This is a genomic window from Lentzea californiensis (assembly GCF_024648825.1).
Taxonomy (GTDB): Bacteria; Actinomycetota; Actinomycetes; order Mycobacteriales; family Pseudonocardiaceae; genus Lentzea; species Lentzea californiensis.
This window is the reverse complement of record NZ_JANBBE010000001.1, coordinates 1,731,055-1,748,290: the sequence shown is the minus strand read 5'-3', so window position 1 is coordinate 1,748,290 and position 17,236 is coordinate 1,731,055. Positions and strand designations below refer to the sequence as shown.

Annotated in this window: 19 protein-coding genes; 6 read left to right on the top strand and 13 right to left on the bottom strand. The window is 68.6% G+C overall.

The window, feature by feature from the left end; all coding sequences use genetic code 11:
• Nucleotides 1–79: 79 nt before the first annotated feature.
• From LX88_RS09040 to LX88_RS09010, 7 genes are all read right to left on the bottom strand, one after another.
• On the bottom strand, nt 80–1,360 hold the full coding sequence (locus LX88_RS09040) for a lytic transglycosylase domain-containing protein (RefSeq protein ID WP_258947653.1): 1,281 nt from the start codon (nt 1,358–1,360) through the stop codon (nt 80–82).
• A 142-nt stretch (nt 1,361–1,502) separates the two neighbouring features.
• Entirely contained in the window at nt 1,503–2,000 is a 498-nt protein-coding gene (locus tag LX88_RS09035) for a DUF501 domain-containing protein (protein WP_090065825.1), read from the bottom strand.
• Nucleotides 1,982–2,476 (bottom strand): FtsB family cell division protein, encoded by a 495-nt coding sequence (locus tag LX88_RS09030; RefSeq protein WP_245816708.1) that lies wholly within the window; start codon nt 2,474–2,476, stop codon nt 1,982–1,984. The genes LX88_RS09035 and LX88_RS09030 overlap by 19 nt, the downstream gene beginning before the upstream one ends.
• 13 nt (nt 2,477–2,489) lie before the next feature.
• Nucleotides 2,490–3,776 (bottom strand): phosphopyruvate hydratase, encoded by a 1,287-nt coding sequence (eno, locus tag LX88_RS09025; protein ID WP_258947281.1) that lies wholly within the window; start codon nt 3,774–3,776, stop codon nt 2,490–2,492.
• 149 nt (nt 3,777–3,925) lie between these two features.
• Nucleotides 3,926–4,591, bottom strand: a complete 666-nt coding sequence (locus LX88_RS09020) for a hypothetical protein (RefSeq protein WP_258947280.1) — start codon at nt 4,589–4,591, stop codon at nt 3,926–3,928.
• Between the two features lie 24 nt (nt 4,592–4,615).
• On the bottom strand, nt 4,616–5,431 hold the full coding sequence (locus tag LX88_RS09015) for a hypothetical protein (protein ID WP_258947279.1): 816 nt from the start codon (nt 5,429–5,431) through the stop codon (nt 4,616–4,618).
• The gene (locus LX88_RS09010) at nt 5,421–6,653 is read right to left on the bottom strand and encodes a cytochrome P450 (protein WP_258947278.1); all 1,233 of its coding nucleotides are present in this window, start codon (nt 6,651–6,653) and stop codon (nt 5,421–5,423) included. Before LX88_RS09010 ends, LX88_RS09015 begins: the two co-directional genes overlap by 11 nt.
• 15 nt (nt 6,654–6,668) lie before the next feature.
• Here LX88_RS09010 and LX88_RS09005 point away from each other — a divergent pair, with 15 nt between their 5' ends.
• Nucleotides 6,669–7,370, top strand: a complete 702-nt coding sequence (locus LX88_RS09005) for an alpha/beta fold hydrolase (RefSeq protein WP_258947277.1) — start codon at nt 6,669–6,671, stop codon at nt 7,368–7,370.
• On the opposite strand, the gene LX88_RS09000 is transcribed toward LX88_RS09005, so the two are convergent.
• Both LX88_RS09000 and LX88_RS08995 read right to left on the bottom strand, forming a co-directional pair.
• On the bottom strand, nt 7,355–8,095 hold the full coding sequence (locus LX88_RS09000; RefSeq protein WP_258947276.1) for an SDR family NAD(P)-dependent oxidoreductase: 741 nt from the start codon (nt 8,093–8,095) through the stop codon (nt 7,355–7,357). The two genes, LX88_RS09005 and LX88_RS09000, sit on opposite strands and share 16 nt — an antisense overlap.
• Before the next feature lie 50 nt (nt 8,096–8,145).
• A complete protein-coding gene (locus LX88_RS08995) occupies nt 8,146–9,657 on the bottom strand; it encodes an AfsR/SARP family transcriptional regulator (RefSeq protein ID WP_258947275.1) in 1,512 nt (503 codons plus the stop codon).
• 107 nt (nt 9,658–9,764) lie between these two features.
• Between LX88_RS08995 and LX88_RS08990 the strand changes: the two genes are divergently transcribed.
• Both LX88_RS08990 and LX88_RS08985 read left to right on the top strand, forming a co-directional pair.
• On the top strand, nt 9,765–10,400 hold the full coding sequence (locus LX88_RS08990; protein WP_258947274.1) for a type IV toxin-antitoxin system AbiEi family antitoxin: 636 nt from the start codon (nt 9,765–9,767) through the stop codon (nt 10,398–10,400).
• A gap of 225 nt (nt 10,401–10,625) precedes the next feature.
• Nucleotides 10,626–10,892 (top strand): nucleotidyl transferase AbiEii/AbiGii toxin family protein, encoded by a 267-nt coding sequence (locus LX88_RS08985; protein ID WP_258947273.1) that lies wholly within the window; start codon nt 10,626–10,628, stop codon nt 10,890–10,892.
• 6 nt (nt 10,893–10,898) lie between these two features.
• Here LX88_RS08985 and LX88_RS08980 read toward each other — a convergent pair whose 3' ends face one another.
• Nucleotides 10,899–11,348 carry an Lrp/AsnC family transcriptional regulator gene (locus LX88_RS08980; protein ID WP_258947272.1) on the bottom strand — a complete coding sequence of 150 codons (450 nt, stop codon included), beginning with the start codon at nt 11,346–11,348 and terminating at the stop codon, nt 10,899–10,901.
• 110 nt (nt 11,349–11,458) lie between these two features.
• Here LX88_RS08980 and LX88_RS08975 point away from each other — a divergent pair, with 110 nt between their 5' ends.
• Both LX88_RS08975 and LX88_RS08970 read left to right on the top strand, forming a co-directional pair.
• A complete protein-coding gene (locus LX88_RS08975; protein ID WP_258947271.1) occupies nt 11,459–12,535 on the top strand; it encodes a MalY/PatB family protein in 1,077 nt (358 codons plus the stop codon).
• A gap of 148 nt (nt 12,536–12,683) precedes the next feature.
• A complete protein-coding gene (locus LX88_RS08970) occupies nt 12,684–13,055 on the top strand; it encodes a tetratricopeptide repeat protein (RefSeq protein WP_258947270.1) in 372 nt (123 codons plus the stop codon).
• Here LX88_RS08970 and efeB read toward each other — a convergent pair whose 3' ends face one another.
• The 3 genes from efeB to efeU are packed head-to-tail and all read right to left on the bottom strand — an operon-like array spanning nt 13,056 to nt 16,251.
• Entirely contained in the window at nt 13,056–14,297 is a 1,242-nt protein-coding gene (gene efeB, locus LX88_RS08965; RefSeq protein WP_258947269.1) for an iron uptake transporter deferrochelatase/peroxidase subunit, read from the bottom strand.
• The gene (gene efeO, locus LX88_RS08960) at nt 14,294–15,412 is read right to left on the bottom strand and encodes an iron uptake system protein EfeO (RefSeq protein ID WP_372511217.1); all 1,119 of its coding nucleotides are present in this window, start codon (nt 15,410–15,412) and stop codon (nt 14,294–14,296) included. Before efeO ends, efeB begins: the two co-directional genes overlap by 4 nt.
• A 14-nt stretch (nt 15,413–15,426) precedes the next feature.
• The gene (efeU, locus tag LX88_RS08955; protein ID WP_258947268.1) at nt 15,427–16,251 is read right to left on the bottom strand and encodes an iron uptake transporter permease EfeU; all 825 of its coding nucleotides are present in this window, start codon (nt 16,249–16,251) and stop codon (nt 15,427–15,429) included.
• A gap of 128 nt (nt 16,252–16,379) precedes the next feature.
• On the opposite strand from efeU, the gene LX88_RS08950 reads away from it, so the two are divergent.
• Nucleotides 16,380–17,198: a lysozyme family protein gene (locus LX88_RS08950; RefSeq protein ID WP_258947267.1), complete on the top strand. Its 819-nt coding sequence runs from the start codon at nt 16,380–16,382 to the stop codon at nt 17,196–17,198.
• Nucleotides 17,199–17,236 lie beyond the last annotated feature (38 nt).

The window sequence follows — 17,236 nt, the reverse complement described above, 5'->3', positions numbered from 1 at the left end:
TCCCCTTCACTCCAACGTTTCTGCCCGAATCTCACCGAACGAAGTACGACTTGGATTCGTTCCAACCCGACACGCCGTGCTAGCTGGGCGTACTCGTTAGCAAGCTCTGCGACGTCGTCGGCACCGAACTGTTGGCACTGCTGCCCACGGACGACGACTGCTGCGGCGGAGTCGACGGCTCCGTCTGCGGCGGGTTGGTCACCGTGGTCGTGGTCGTCGTCGTCGTGGTCGTCGTGGTGGTGGTCGGCGGCGTCGTTGTGGTCGTCGTCGTGCACGAGGACGGCGGCGGTGTCGTGGTGGTGGTCGACGACGTGGTGCTGGAGGTCGTGCCCGTGGTCGTGGTCGGGCAGTTCGGCGGCGTCGTCGTCGTGGTGGTCGTCGTGGTCGTGGTCGTCGGCTGGGTCGGGTCGCCGGGGTTGTTGCCGTTGGTCGGCGGGTTGCCCGTGCTGGGGTTGCCCGGCTGCGGGCTCTGCTGGTTGTTGCCGTTGTCCGGCAGCAGGGGCAGCGCGTCGATGTTCTCGCTGTAGACCTTGGCCCACTTGAGGACGTTCGCGACGTACGTGTCGTCGTTGTTGTAGCGGAAGACGGCCCTCGCGCGGTCCTGCTGCTTGCTCAGGTCGTAGCCGCCGGAACAGAGGTAGCGGCCGGCGCCCAACGCGGCGTCGTAGATGTTCTGCGGGTTGCTGGCGCCGTCGTCGTTCAGGTCGCCGGCGAAGCTCGCCCACGTCTGGGGCATGAACTGCATCGGGCCGACCGCGCGGTCCCAGGAGGCGTCGCCGTCGAACCGGCCGCCGTCGGTGTCGCGGATCGTGGCGAACCCGAGGCCCATGGCGCCGTTGAGGACCGGGCCGAGGATCTTCGGCGTGGCATCGCCGACGCCGTTGACGCGACCGTTGTTGGCGTGTTCGGACTCGATCTTGCCGATGCCCGCGAGCAGCGACCAGTCGAGGTTGCAGCCCGGGACGAGCTCGCCCATCCTGTCCGCGGCGCGGAGGTAGGCGTCGACCATCACACCGGGGATGTCGTGCACGCCGGGGGTGCTGTCGTCGATGAGGTCGCCCTCGTCGAGGTCTCCCTCGTCGATGGTGCCGTCTTCCAGGTCGGCGAGCAGCGCTGCGCTCAGTTCGTCGGACAGCGGCAGCCGGCCGGTCGCGCCCAGTTCGGACGGGTCGCGGTGCAGGGCGCCGAACACGTCGGCGGGGCCTAACGAGACAGCGATGTCATCGTGCTTGGCGAGGTTGACCCAGTCGACGAGCTTGGTGCCGACGATCATCGCTGGGGCGAGCATCGCAGCCAGCGCGGCGACGGCGAAGCCCTTTTGCCTAGGGCTCAACGCCGACGGACCACGCAGTTTGGCCATTGCCACGAATACTCACCTCTCGTGCGTCATCGCGGCTCGCCGTCCTGCAGTTACGGCGAACGCCCCCTGTCCCACCCTGCCCCACTACGAAGCCTAGGTGTACCCAAGACGGAGTGAAGCGTGTGTTCGGTTCCGTTGACTGTTAACTCGCCGAACATTCACCTGCGGGCCACAGGCCCTGCTCGCCCAAGAGTGCCAGCGCCTCGTCGCCCATGGGGTTGACCCCGGGGCCCTTCGCGAGCGCGTGTGCGACGTGCACGTGCAGGCACTTGACCCTGACCGGCATGCCGCCGGCGGTGACCTGGGTGCCCAGCGACTCGATGGCGTCGCGTTCCGCGAGGTACGACTCGTGCGCGCGCTGGTAGGCGGCCGCGAGGTCCGCGTCCGTGGCCAGCCGCTCCTGCTGCTCCTTCATCAGCCCGCCGCCTTCGAGCGTGCTGACCAGGGAGTTCAGCTTGGGGCAGGTCAGGTAGTACAGCGTCGGGAACGGCGTCCCGTCGGGCAGCCGCGGCGCCGTCTGCACGACGTTTGGGTGCCCGCTGGGGCACCGCGAGGCGATCGCACGTGTCCCGCGCGGCGTGCGGCCGAGCTGCTGAGCGACCGTTTCCAGGTCAGCAGCACTTACTTGTGCGTCACCGATTCCCACAGTTCCTCGTACCAGGACCCTTCTGCCGCCTGCTTGCCCGACGGCCTCTCCGTCTCCGTGTTGCGACCCTCGTCACCCGGCAGTTGCACGATGTAGGGCGTCTCGCCGGGCCGCACCCAGTGCAGCCGCTTGCGCGCCTCGATCTCCACGTACGCCGGGTCCTGCAGTTCCGACTTGCGCTTCTCCAGCGCGGCGACCGTCTCGCGCAGCTTCTGCTGCTCGGCGCCCACGTCGCGCAGCTCGTCGCGCTGCGAGAGGTAGGTCCGCAACGGGACCGCGATGCTCAGCGCCAGTGCGCACAGCACCATCGCGAACATCGCGGCCCGCCGCGTACCGGTCATTCCGAACGCGCCACCCGTGCCCTCACTGCGCCGCGACGGCGCCTTGGGACGGGGTGGCTTGCGCGCGCGTGCGGGCCTCGCCTCCCGCTCTTCGCGGGGGCGGCGGGGACGACGCGCGCGCTCGGCCATGCCTTACAGCCTCTCAGCTCTCCGGCGTGTAGCGCGGGAACGCGAGCTCGCCCGCGTAACGCGCCGCGTCGCCGAGGCTCTCCTCGATGCGCAGGAGCTGGTTGTACTTCGCGGTGCGCTCACCGCGGGCAGGCGCACCGGTCTTGATCTGGCCGGCACCGGTCGCGACGGCGAGGTCGGCGATGGTCGTGTCCTCGGTCTCGCCCGAGCGGTGCGACATCATCGTCTTGTAGCCGTACGACGTGGCCAGCGAGACCGCGTCGAGGGTTTCGCTGAGGGTGCCGATCTGGTTGACCTTCACCAGCAGCGCGTTGGCGGCGCGGCGGGAGATGCCCTCCTCCAGGCGCTCCGGGTTCGTGACGAACAGGTCGTCGCCGACGATCTGGACCTTCTCGCCCAGCTCGGCGGTCATCTGGACCCAGCCGTCCCAGTCGTCCTCGGACAGCGGGTCCTCGATGGACACCATCGGGTAGTCGCGCACGAGCTCGGAGTAGTAGCCGATCATCTGCTCGGCGGACCGCTTGCTCTTCTCGAACGTGTAGGCACCGTCGGAGAAGAACTCCGTGGCGGCCACGTCGAGCGCGAGCGCGATGTCACGGCCCGCCCGGTAACCGGCCTTCTCGATGGCCTCGAGGATGAGGTCGAGCGCGTCGCGGTTGCTGCCCAGCGACGGCGCGAAGCCACCCTCGTCACCCAGACCCGTGGCGAGACCCTTGCTCTTCAGCACGGACTTCAGGGCGTGGTAGACCTCGGTGCCCCAGCGCAGACCCTCGCGGAACGTCTCCGCGCCGATCGGCGCGATCATGAACTCCTGGATGTCCACCTCGGTGTCGGCGTGCGAGCCACCGTTGAGGATGTTCAGCATCGGCACCGGCAGCACGTGCGCGTTCGGTCCACCGATGTAGCGGAACAGCTCCAGACCGGAACTCGTCGCCGCAGCCTTCGCGACCGCGAGGCTCACGCCGAGGATCGCGTTGGCGCCGAGACGCCCCTTGTCCGGCGTGCCGTCCAGGTCCACGAGCTTCTGGTCGACGATGCGCTGCTCGACGGCCTCGATGCCGACCAGCTCGGGCCCGATCTCGTCGAGCACCGCCGTGACCGCGCGCTCGACACCCTTGCCCAGGTACCGCTTGGCGTCGCCGTCCCGCAGCTCCACCGCCTCGTGCTCACCGGTCGAAGCACCCGACGGAACAGCCGCACGCTCCAGCGTGCCGTCGTCCAGCGCCACCTCGACCTCGACGGTGGGGTTGCCGCGCGAGTCCAGGATCTCGCGTGCTCCGACCTGTTCGATGACCGCCACTTGCGCTCCCTGTTTCTCCTGCGTCTCGTCTCGCGACGAGCCTACTTGGGCCAGGTGACCGGCCGGGGCTCGACACCGTCAGATCACAGTGGGCCCATCGCGCCTGTCTACTGAATCGTGCCAGACGCTCTACGTGCTGCCTATAGCGCTCAGCCGACCTCGGCCAGAGTCCTCGCCGCGCGCCGCGCCGCCTCAGGCAGGTCCTGCCTCGCCTTCGGCTCGTCGCCGGACACGACCCGGAGCCCGACGACGAGATCCCCGCGCACGAGAAAGGCCTCACAACCCCACACGGGTGGCGAGATCTCGGCGAAGCTGGAGCAGAACGCGTACGAGCCTTCGACGCCCTCGAGCTCAGGCAGTTCGACGTCGGCCTTGACCTCGCGCTCCGGCTTGCCGATCCCGTCGACCCACGTCCGGCAGGATCGAGCCTTGTCCCGCACCCTGCCGAGGACGTGCTGCGCATCGGCACCCACCAGCCCGAACACGATCTGGTTGATGATCACGGGCCCCGTCCACACCCGAGTGCGCGAGGTCGTGACACCGGAGCCGACCTTCGCCCCCTCGCACACCCGGCTGAGATCGCCTTCGGTGGCGGCGGGCTCGGCGGCGAGCTTCGGCTTGTCCGACTGGAACCGGCCGCCGATGTCGTCGAAGGTCTCCGGCGGCATCAGGGCGGCCTTCACCTTCACGTCCACCGCCTGCACCAGGTCCGTCGTCGACACCGGCGGCGGGACGGAACCCTTGTACACCGGGTCGGTCGCGGTCGGCGTGCAGGCCGTCAGCGCGATCGCGCACACGGCTGTTGCGAATCTCATCAGTCTCGTTCCCCCCAGGAACGCTCAGGCTAAACGGCCTGGCCCGAAAAGCCCTTCGTATTCCCCCGTTCCGTCCCGGAAGACGAACTCGGGTCCGGAGCGGAGGACAGCAGCGCGCAGGCGGTTCAGCAGCACGTCCGGCGCGAGGAGGTCGAGGGACAGGAGCGCGGCGGCCTCTGTTTGCGCGTGCCGTACGGCATCCGTCGTCACGTCGGGATGCCCGCCGTTCAGGCAGTCACGCCAGTGAGGCAGTCCGATGACCAGTCGCAGGGCCTCGCGCACGCTGTCCGCGATGAGGCCGGCCTGGCCCTCCGAACTCGCGTAGAGGACCGGCCCCTCGGTGCCGAACTCGCCGCACCGGTAGAACCGGCCTCCGGTGAAGTCGCCCGCCAGCACGACGAGAGGGATCCCGCAGTCGATCGACTCAGTGCCGTCGACCTCGATCCGGAAGACGTCGAACTCCAAGACCGCGAGCAGTTCTGACAGGCGCGCGCTGTCCCGCACGTCCTCCAGCAGCCCGGTAGAGCGCCGCGCCCAGCCGAGATCTGAGTTCGTGAGACCGAATTCGTTCATCACCGCGCCGTGAGCGACCTCGAAATCGGAGTCCTCATCGACGTAGACGACCGTGCCTGCGAACGGCGCGTCGGTGTGCCTGATCAGGCCAGCTGTCCCGAACGGTCCCTTCACGACGGCGAGCTTCAACGGACCGAGGCCGTCCTCGTCGTCGACGAAGACGAGTCCGAACTTCTCGGTCAACTCCCCCGGGCTGAACACCATCTGCAGGAGCGGCCGGGTCTCGCCGGTCGGCCATTCCGAGGCCGGGAGCTGCTCAATCGCCACGGCACATCCTCACCGGCAGGTGCTTCACGCCGTTCTGGAAGTTCGACCGCAACCGGCTGACCTCCCCGTCGAGCTCCAGCATCGCAGGCAGGTCGAGGACCGCGTCGAACACCGCGCGCATCTGCGTCCGGGCCAGCTGCGCGCCCAGGCAGAAGTGCGGACCGTGCCCGAAGCTCAGGTGGTCGGCCTCGCGCCGCCCCACGTCGAACCGGTCCGGCTCGGTGAACACGCGCTCGTCCCGGTTGGCCGACGAGAACCAGGCGACGACCTTGTCCCCCGCGTGAATCTCCTGGCCTGACAACGAAGTGTCCTGCACGCAGGTGCGGCGGAAGTGCATGACCGGTGTCCACCACCGCAACATCTCTTCCACCGCAAGCGGAAGCAGCGAACGGTCGGCGCGCAGGCGCTCGTACTCGCGAGGGTGGGAGAGCAGCGCGATCATGCCGCCGGGGATGCCGTTGCGCAGGGTTTCGTTGCCCGCCACGGAGAACAGCCAGAAGAGGTTCTCGAACTCCTCCAGCGAGACGTCCTCCCGCATGAGGTTGCTCAGCACGTCGTCCCCAGGTGACGAGCGCTTGTAGGAACCCAGCGCGTGTGCGTAGGCGTAGAGGTCGGGCATGCCGTCGCGGGCACGTGGGTCGCGGCCGTCGTCGGGACGGAGTTCCAGCGCGGCGAGGGCCATGTCCGTCATACCGGCGGTCGAGCTGGACGACAGGGCGTAGTCGGGGTCCTGGAAGCCGATCACGCGGTTGCTCCAGTCGTAGAGCAGCGCACGATCGCAACGAGGTACACCGAAGACGTCGGCCAGGGTCAGCAACGGGAGGTCGGCGACGTCGGACGCGAAGTCGCCGGACAGGCCGTGAACGATCTCGCGGGCGTTCGAGCGGATGCGGTCTTCCAGGCGTGCCACGGCGCGAGGGGTGAACGCCCTGGTCAGCATGCGTCTGAGCCGCGTGTGCGAGGGCGGGTCCTGGTTGAGCATCATGCGTTGGACGTAGGCCAGATCGGCAGGCAGGGGGTCGCGGATCTGGGTGGCGCCGCGGTGCGAGGAGAAGACAGAAGGCGTCTTCAACACCGTCCGGACGTCCTCGTGGCGGAAGACCGCCCAGAAGTCGTCGATGCGCACCACGTTCTTCTCACGCAGCCGGGTTAGTGCGTCGTGCGGGACTCCCGATGTATACGTGTCCGGGTCGACGATGAGGTCGGCATCGGTCCTGGGCATAGAACGGATTCTGACGTGCTTCATGTCGAACGTGGTGGGAACGGGCCGTTGCTGGTGCTGTTGCACGGGCTGGGCGCTACCGGCGAGGTGTGGCGGGACGTCGTGGAGGACTGGTCCGGCAGCTGGCTCGTGCCCGATCTGCCTGGTCACGGACGAAGCCCGGCAATCGACCGGTACTCGTTCGGTTCGCTCGCGGCGGCTGTCGCGGACGAGATCCCGCGTGAGCCCGTCACGATCGTCGGGCACTCGCTGGGCGGCGTGGTCGGGCTGACGCTGGCGAGCGGGTGGTTCGGGGTCGAGGTCACCACCTGCGTCGGCGTCGGGATCAAGGTGCGGTGGACCGACGAGGAGTTGCAGAAGGCCGCCGCGCTCGCCGCCAAGCCCGGGAAGGTCTTCGCCACCGAGGAGGAAGCCGTCGGACGGGCGTCGAAGATGGCCGGGGTGCCGCTGCGGCACGGCGTGTCCGAAGTGGACGGTGGATGGACGCCGTCGCTGGACATGAGGGCCTTCGGCGTGGGCCTGCCGGACATGGCCGGGCTGATCATGGCCGCGCAGGCCCACGTCGTGCTGGCCGCGGGGGAGAACGACCCGATGAGTCCCCAGGAGCACCTGCGGGAGCTGGTGCCCGAGCCGGTGGTGTTCCCCGGCGCGGGCCACAACGTGCACGTCGAGTCGCCCTCGTCCCTGCGCACCGTGCTGGCTCAGCCCGCCACGTAGCCGCCGTCGGCCGTGATGACCGAGCCCGTGATGAAGCTGGCCCTGTCGGACGCCAGGAACAGCACGGCTTCCGCGATCTCCTCGGGCTCACCGACGCGCTGGAGAGGAAGGTCCTTCGCGATCGCGTCGAACACCTCGCCGGCTTCCGTCAGGGCCTTCTCGGTGCCGACCGGGCCGGGCGCCACGGAGTTCACGCGGACGCCGGCGGGACCGAACTCGGTGGCCCAGGAGCGGGTCAGCGCGTCCATCGCGGCCTTGGAGGCGTTGTAGACGGAGCCGACCGGCGTGCCGACCACGGCCGCGATCGACGAGACGTTGACGATCGAGCCCTTGCCCTTGGCGACCATCGCCGGGGCGAGGGCGGCGGTGAGGAAGTAGGTGCCGCGGACGTTGACGTCGAACACCTGCTGGTAGCCCTCGACGGACTGCTCGGTCGTCGGCGAGAACGGGAAGATGCCGGCGTTGTTCACGAGCACGTCGACGTCGCCGACCTCCTCGGCGAGCTTGCGGACGTCGTCGACGCTGGCGACGTCCGAGACGATGAAGTGACCGGTGCCGCCGGCCTGCTCGATCAGCGCGACGGTCTCCTTGCCGAGCTCCGCGCGGCGGCCGGTGAGGTAGACGGTGGCCCCCGCCTCCGCGAGCTTGACCGCGATGGAGCGGCCGATGCCGGAGGTGCCGCCGGTGACGAGGGCCTTCTTGCCTGCGAGTTCCTTGGTTGCCATGTCATCGAACTTGCCGACGCCTGATCGTCTGGCCATAAATTCCGGATGAATCAGCTGGTCAGCACGGGTGAACGCCACCCGAAGTACATCCGCACGAACCGCGGCAGCCGGTATCGGCCGAGCACCAGCGGTTCGATCAGGTGCACGTCGGCGAGCGACTCCAGCGCGTACTCGATCGCGCCGGGATCGGCCCCGGACATCTCCGCCGCCTCGCACACGTCGATCACGTCCGCGTCGCGGCCCGCGAAGCACCGCAGCAGGTGGCGTTCCTGCTCGGTGAGCTGCTGCTCCGCCTTGATCATCGGTGCCAGCACGGCCGTGCAGTCCGACGGGACGGCGTCACCGAGCTGCGTCTCGCGTTCCATCTGGGCCAGCAGCATCGCCACGGTCCAGTTCGGGCGGCCGGTGAGCTTGCCGCCGAGCACGCGGATGGGGTTCGGCAGGTACGAGACGCGCGCCAGCACCTCGTCCGTGGCGTCGGCCTCGGCCCTGGAGGGGTCGAGGACCTTGCGGAAGAACTGGTGCGCCTCGGCCTCGGTCAGCCCGGCGATCTTCAGCCACGTCACGCTGGGCAGCTCGTTCCACCTGCGCACGCTCGTGAGGATCATCGCCGAGCCGGGCGTGTGCAGCTCCGCGATCTGAGCGGGGTCGTGCACGTCGTCGACGACGATCAGGAACCGCTTGCCGCGCGCCTTCTCCCGCCACAGCGCGGCTTTGTCGCCGTGCGGGTTCTCGACGCCGACCGCGCGCAACAACTCGTTGGCGACGTCCTTGCCCCGCACGAAGATCTGCCCGTCGGGGTAGTCGTGTTTGGCGAGATGCGCGATGTGCGTGGCGAGCGCCGTCTTGCCGCTGCCGTGCATGCCGGTGATGCCGACGGTGCGCGGGAGAGTCCGGAGTGCCAGCGCGATCTCGGCGGTGCGGCCGGTGAAGTCGGGCAGGCCGGGCGGCAGCTGCTCGGGCCGGCGCGTCAGGTTCAACTCGCCCCGGAGGATCTGCGCGTGCACCTCGCGCAGCTCAGGACCGGGTTCGAGGCCGAGTTCGTCGTTGAGTAACGCGCGTGCCTGGTGGAACTGCTCCAACGCATCCGCCTGCCTGCCCTCGCGGTAGAGCGCCTGCATCAGCAGGGCGCGCGTCCGTTCCCTGAGCGGGAAGGCCGCGACGTGCTTCTGCAGTTCGAGGACGTCCATCTCGCGTTCGAGCAGGGTTTCGCGGCACTGCAGCCGTTCGTTGGCGATCCTGACCCGCTGGGCCTCGAAGTAGGTGCTGCTCAGGCCTTCGAACGGCTCGCCGCGGCAGTCGTCGAAGATCTCGGCGCGGAGCGTGTAGCCGCCGTCCTTGGACTTCAGGTCCAGCTCGGGGATGGCTTTGCGGATCTTGTAGGTGTATGTCCGCAACGCCATGACCGCGCTCGGCGTCGGATCGTCCCAGACCATGCCGATCAGCTGGTCGTTGCTCAGCCGCAAGCCGTTGTTCAGCAGCAACGCCGCCAGCACCGCGCGCTGCTGGCGCGGCCCCAGGTCGATCTCCTCGTCGTTTCGCCAGGCTCGTACCGGACCCATCAGTGAGAAGCGCAGGCTCATGCAACGTGACAACGCCCGCGGGCATTCCCGGCATGCCCGGCGGGAATGAGTATTATGAAAGTAGGCTCTGAGCCTACGGAGGTTGTATGAATGACCGCGTCACCATCCCGACCGCACTCGCCCGGCGAGAGAACAAGGTGCTGCGTCCAAGGGACGCGAGAGATGTGTACGCCCACCCCGGCAGCGAGTTCGAGCGGTTGCTCGAACAAGCGGTGCTCAGCCACATCAGCACCGGCTACTACGCCCTGGCCCCGATGGAACGGCTGGGCGATCCACGATGGCGCCCAGATCTCGCGGCGGCCGCACTCGGCATCGCCCAGGCGGACTACGGCAGGGATGCCGCGGCACTGATGAGCATCACTGCCGCACGTCGTCACGGTGCCCTGCCGCGCGCCATCGCCACGGCCGTCGTGGCCGTGCCCAAACAGCGGCCCGTCCTGCACACCAACGTCGGAGACGTGGTCTTCGTGAAGCGCGACGTGCGCCGCCTCGACCTCGAACGCGTGGAAACCGCGCTCACGGCGGGGTGGATGACCACACCGGAGCAGACGGCGCTCGACATCGCGGCCCGGCCCGAACTCGGTGGCATCGAGGAAGCCGACGCCGCGTCGATCCTGCGAGCGCTCACCCGCAAGATCGACTGGACGGTCACCGAAGAACTCGCGCGTGATCAGCACAGGCCTGCAGCGCTGGCACGAGTGAGGAAGGCCGCACATGCTTGAACACGAGACCACCTGATCAGCCACGTGCTGACTGGCTTGCCGCAGATCGCGCCCGATGTTCTTTTCGTCGTGGGACCGCACTGGCGCGAACGCATCTCGCCGATCCTGCGGCGGGCGGGCGGCTGTCAGAGGACATCGATCTGTGGACGCCTGATCGCTCTGCGATCCACGAGGTCCGCGGTCGAGCGTCGTGCTCAGAGTCCCTGCGCTGCAGGCATTCCGGCGATGAGAACGCTCGCTTGGGCGAACAGGCACGCGGCCCGGGACCTCTACGACCTCGCACGCCTCGCTGAACGGGGTGCGCTCACACCAGAGGCGGCCGACCTGTTCCGAGACGCGACGGGTGTCTCGGTGCAGAAGTACGAGTTCGCATCGTTGCCGTCCGGACTGGACTGGCAGTCGCAGTTGGCACACCAGGCGAGCGAACTCCCATCACCGCAATGGTGCTTGCAGGTGGTGCGGGAGGCGTACGCAGCGGCACTCGGCTGGTAACTCGTCTCACGGACTGGCCGGCAACGGGCGCGGCCCGATCACCTGCTTCATCACGATCGTCGAGGTCAGCCCGCGCACCCCGGGCAGCTTCGCCAGCGTCTCCTCGTACAGCCGCTGGTACGACGCGAGGTCCGCGGTGACCACGCGCAGCAGGTAGTCGGGGCTGCCGAACAACCGTTGCGCCTCCACGACGTTCGGCACGTCGACCAGGGCGCGGTCGAAGTCGGCCATGGTGTCCAGGCGCACCTTGGCGAAGACGAGGGCCTCGAAGCCGAAGCCGAGTGCCGCCGCGTCGACCACCGCGCGGTAACCGTGGATGACGCCTTCGCGTTCCAGCTCGCGCAGGCGGCGCTGGCAGCGCGAGATGCTCAGTTGCACGCGCTGGGCCAGGTCGGTGACGGTGATCCGCCCGTCGCGCTGCAGTTCAGCAAGAATCTTGCGGTCCACGGCGTCCATGAGCAAAGAACGCAAACACCTTGCCCGCGAGTTCCCCTAGCTTCTGCCTCATGAGCAGCGCGAATCCGTTACGTCAGCTGACCCTGGACCAACTGAGGCGCCGCACCAGTATGAAGTGGCGGTACTACCCCGAGGACGTGCTGCCCGTGTGGGTGGCCGAGATGGACGTCCCGCTCGCCGAGCCCGTCGCCAGGGCGATCACCGACGCCGTCGGGCGAGGGGACACCGGCTATCCGGCCGGGACCGCCTACGCCGAGGCGCTGGCCGGGTTCGCGAAGAAGCGCTGGGGCTGGGAGCCCGCGGTCGAACGCACGGCGATCGTGCCGGACGTGATGCTCGGCGTGGTCGAGATGTTCCGGCTGGTCTCGCACCGGGACGCGCCCGTCGTCGTCAACTGCCCGGTCTACCCGCCCTTCTACCAGTTCGTCGAGTCGCTGGGACGCCAGGCGGTCGAGGCGCCGCTGGGCGCGGACGCGCGGATCGACTTCGTCGCGCTGGAGGCGGCGTTCGCGCGGGCCGGACGGGGTGCCGTGTACCTGCTGTGCAACCCGCAGAACCCGACCGGCACCGTGCACACCGCCGCCGAACTGGAGGAGGTCGCGCGGCTGGCCCGCGCACACGGCATCCGCGTCGTGGCGGACGAGATCCACGCGCCGCTCACGACCTCGGGCTTCGTGCCGTACCTCAGCGTCGCGGACGACGGGCTGTCGTTGATGTCCGCCTCGAAGGCGTGGAACCTCGCCGGGCTCAAGGCCGCGCTCGCCATCGCGGGACCCGACTCCGCCGACGACCTGAAGAGGCTGCCCGAGGAGGTGGGCCACGGGCCGAGCCACGTCGGGATCCTCGCCCACACCGCGGCGTTCAACGACGGCGTCGACTGGCTGGACGCCCTCTTGGAGGGCCTCCAAGAAAACCGGGAACTGCTGTCCGGCCTGCTCGCCGAACACCTCCCCGCCGTCCGCTACTCCCCCGGCCAGGGCACCTACCTCGCCTGGCTGGACTGCCGCGAGCTCGGCGACGACCCGGCCAGGACGTTCCTCAAACGCGGCAGGGTCGCGCTGAACTCCGGGATCCCGTTCGGCACGGGCGGTGCCGGTTTCGCCCGGATGAACCTCGCGACCTCGCCGGAGATCATCACCGAGGCGGTTCGCCGGATGGCCGAGGCATGGCACGGACAGCCCGCTTGACGGCCGTGGTGGGTCGCCTGGGTGTTCCGTGTCCGCAGTGGACTCGGGCAGGTCGCCGGTCTGCTGCTCGGCGGTGCGGCCACTCAATCGAGTTCTGTCGCCCGGACGGCAGTCGAAGAACCGGCAGGCGGTGGGTAACGTTGATCGAATGACGGACGGCACCTTCGAGGCGTTTCGGAAGGCCGAGGCGTTGATGGCCCAGCGCAGGCCGCTCGACGCGCTGCGCGAACTGAGGCAGGTGCTGGACGAGGCCGGCGAGGCGCCGTCCGTGCAGCTGCTCGCCGGCCGGGCCTATCTCGGGTCCGCGCAGCTCAACCGGGCTGAAGAGGCGTTCCGCAAAGTTCTCGACCTCGATCCGAGCGATCACTACGCACGATTTGCGCTGGGCAGGACGCTGCAACGGCAGAACCGCCTCCCCGAGGCGCTCGCCCAGCTCCGGATGGCGGTCGCGATGAACCCGTCACCGGAGTACCAGGAAGCGCTCGGAGAGGTCAAAGCCCGGCTGGCCCTGGGGAACTGATCACCGGAACAGGGTGTCTCCCCAGAACCCGCCCTCCTCCACCCCCGGCGGCACCGCGAAGTGCCCGGACCCGGTGTGCTCCAGGTACTCCATCATCTCGTCCTTTGTGGACAAGGCCTGCTGCATCGGGACGAACTGGGTGCGCGAGTCCCGGTTGAACGCCACGAAGAACAGTCCCGCGTCGAGGTGCCCGAGCCCGTCCGTGCCGTCGGTGAAGTTGTAGCCGCGGCGCAGAATTCTGGCGCCGTTCAACGACTCCGGCGCCGCGAGCCGGACGTGCGCGATCTCGCCGATCAACGGGATCCCGCCCGCGCCCTTGACGTGCAGGTCGGGTTCGTCGAACTCCTTGCTCTGCCCCAGCGGCGCGCCCTCGCCCTTGGTGCGGCCGACGATCTGCTCCTGCTCGGCCAGTGACGTGCGGTCCCAGATCTCGATGTGCATGCGGATCCGGCGCGACACCAGGTACGTACCGCCGACGAGCCATTCCGGCCCGTCCTCCTCCGAGACCCAGACGTGGTCCCTCAGGTGCCCGGTGTCCTCGGCCTTGATGTTGCGCGTGCCGTCCTTGAACCCGAACATGTTGCGCGGTGTCGCCTGGTCGCGCGTGGTCGAGGACGTCCGTCCGAACCCGAGCTGCGACCACCGCACCGCGACCCGCCCGAACCCGATGCGCACCAGGTTCCGGATCGCGTGCACGGCCACCTGCGGGTCGTTCGCGCAGGCCTGGATGCAGATGTCCCCGTTGCTGCGCGCGGGGTCCAGGTCGTCCTGCGGGAACCGGGGCAGGTCGATCAACCGCTCCGGTCGCCTGTCCCTGATCCCGAACCGGTCGTCGAACAGCGACGGCCCGAAGCCGATGGTGATCGTCAGCGCGGACGCGGGCAGGTCGAGCGCCTCACCGGTGTCCTTGGGCGGCGCCTGGGCGCTGCCGCCGACCGCACCGTTCTCCGCGGCCTCCTGCCCGGCCGTCATCCGTTCCGCGGCGACGGTCCACTGCTTCAGCAGGTCGACCAGCTCGTCGCGGCTCTTCGTCTTCACGTCCAGCGCGACGAAGTGCATGTGGTCCTGCGCGGGCGTGGTGATGCCGGCCTGGATCTCGCCCCGGAACGGCACCTTGGCCGCGGCGACGTTCTCGATCTCAGGTGATCGGGACGCCAGCACGCCAGCGGCGGCGCCCGCGCCCGCGAGCGCCACACCGGCGCCCGCGAACCCGAGCAGCCTGCGGCGGGGAACCCCCGTCACTTGGCCGACACCACTTCCGCGACCTTGCTGACGGGCTCGCCCAGCGCGTCGACGGTCTCGGCCAGCGCCTTGACCTCGTCCTGCGTCAGCTCGGTGTAGAGCTTGAAGCCGTCACCCTTGCGGTGCTTCTCCAGTGCCTCGTCCAGCGCCTTGAACTTCTCGTCCAAAGTGGACACGAGTGCCTTGTCCCTCTGCTCCACCACGGGCCGTAGCGCGGCGATCGCGGCCTGCGACCCGTCGACGTTCGCGCGGAAGTCCCAGAGGTCCGTGTGCGAGTAGCGGTCCTCCTCGCCGGTGATCTTGCCGGTGGCGACCTCGTCCAGCAGTTCCTTGGCACCGTTGGCCAGCTGGACCGGCGTCAGCTCCACGGACTTCGCCTTGGACACGATCTCCTTGACGTCGACCAGCAGCTGGTCCGCGATCTTGTCGGAGTCGGCCTGCAACCCGGACTCCCACAGGTCCTTCTCGAGGCGGTGGAAGCCGGTGAACGCCATGCCCTCCTCGATGACGTCCTCACGGCCGTCGATCTTGGGGTCGAGGTCGCCGAAGCTCTCCGCGACGGGCTCGATGCGCTCCCAGTACAGGCGCGACACGGGGAACAGCGCCTTGGCGTCGTCGACCTTCTCGGCCTTGACGGCGTTGACGAACTCCTCGGTCTTCACCAGCAGCTGATCGGCCTGCGAGCCGACGTAGCGCTGGTAGCTCCTGGTCGCCTCGGCCAGCATCGCGTTGCCGTCGGTCGACTTCTTGGCGTCACCGGTCACCGTGAAGTCGCCGCGGATGCCGTCGCCCTTCATGCCGGGCTTGCACGCGGTCTGGAACTTGCCGGACTCCGTGACCTCGACGATCAGCTTCCGGGTGAGCCCGGGCCCGATGTTCTCGACCTCACCGAGGATCCGGTCCCCTTCGGCGTAGAGGTAGAACTCGGTCACCTTGGTGCCCTTGTTGGTCACCTCGAACGTCACGTTGCCGGCGCCGGCCTCGGTCTTGGCGACCTTGCACGCGTCGTCGGTCGCCTCGACGGCGATGTTGCCGCTAGCGCCGGTCGTACCGCCGTTGCTGCTGCACGCCGCCAGCACCGCGAGGGAACCCAGGATGACTGCTGCCTTGCGCACGGTTGCTCCAGTGATCAGTTGGCCACGGCGGCGCGACGGCGCGGCCGGACGAGGAACAGGGACAGGACCACCACCACGTAGGAGACCCACGCGATGGCCTGCAGCACGGACGTCCGCTGCGAGTAGTTGAAGAAGCCCTTGAGCAGCGCCCCGTACCAGGAGTCCTCCGGCAGGGTGTCGCTGATGTCGAACGCCAGCGTGTTCAGCCCGGGCAGGATCGCGGCCTCCTGCAGGTCGTGGATGCCGTAACTGAGCACGCCGGCGGCCACGAACACGAGCAGCACGCCCGTGACGGTGAAGAACTTGCCGAGGTCGAACCGGATCGCCCCCTGGTAGAGCAGCGCGGCGATCAACACGGCGACGAAGATCCCCGCCAGAAATCCGATGAGCGGCTCCGCCGTACCCCCTCCGGCGGCCTGCACACTGGAATAGAAGAAGACCGCCGTCTCCAGCCCTTCCCGGCCAACGGACAAAAGGGACACGACAACGATGGCAAAAGGTCCGATTTCGAGCGCTTCATCCATTTTTCCGCGCAGCTCGGCAGCAATCGTCTTCGCCGCCCTGCGCATCCAGAAGATCATTCCGGTGACGAACGCGACCGCAATGACCGACATCGTCCCGCCGAAGGCTTCCTGCTGCTCAAAGGTCATCCCGGCGGCACTGAACGTGATGATCGCCCCGGCCGCTACGGACAGTGCCACCGCCGTCGCAACACCGGCCCAAACCCATTTGAGCGCATACCTTCGATCCGTCTTCACGAGGAATGCGATCAGGATGCTCACCACGAGCGCGGCCTCAAGCCCTTCGCGCAGCCCGATGAGCCCATTGGCGAACAACATCCCACGCCTCCGAAAATTAGGTCGCCCTATTTAAGGTAAGCCTCACCTGAATGTCCAGACGCCATCAGTGCCGGTTTCATCACGCTTCCCCCCGTCACCACTGGCGCGGAGCACGTAGCCTGGGTCGCGTGGTCCCGCCGCCCTCAGTCCAGGAACCCGCCCGCCGCAACCGCTCCGGCAACATCTTCGGCCGCATCGTCCTGGTGCTGCTGCTGATAGTCGTGGTCGCCGCAGGCGCCTGGGGCCTGGGCGCCCTGAACCGCAGGGACGCCGCCCCCTTGGGCCCACCCCCGTTCCTGGTCCCGATCCAGCAGGTCGAACCGGGCGCAGCGGCCCCAGGCAGCGCCCCGTCCCCAGGCACCACGGCAACCGCCAACCCCCTGGCCGACTGGGCGACACGAGTAGCGTCGAAGACCGACATTCCGGTCAGAGCGCTGCACGCCTACGCGCAAGCAGACCTGACGATGCAACAAGAGGCCCCAGCCTGCCGAATCAGCTGGGCGACCCTGGCCGGCATCGGCAGGATCGAGTCGCACCACGGCAACATCAACGGCGCCCGCCTACAAGAGAACGGCCTGCCGTCCCGCCCGATCATCGGCATCCCTCTAGACGGCGGCCCAGGCGTCAAAGCCATCAAGGACACCGACGGCGGCCGTCTGGACGGCGACACCACCTGGGACCGAGCAGTGGGCCCGATGCAGTTCATCCCGGGCACCTGGAACCGCTGGGCAAAACGAGCGGCAGGCGACGGCCTCCCAGCAGACCCGCAGAACATCGACGACGCCGCCCTGACAGCGGCCCGCTACCTCTGCGGAGGCAGCGCACGAGACCTGGGCACCGGCCAAGGCTGGTGGGCAGCAGTGCTCGCGTACAACAACTCCGTGGAGTACGGCCAGAACGTGTTCAGCGGAGCCGACGCCTACGCACGGGCGAGCATCCCGCAGTAGCGCCGAACCACGCTGACGCAGGGGTCCCCTTCGACCAA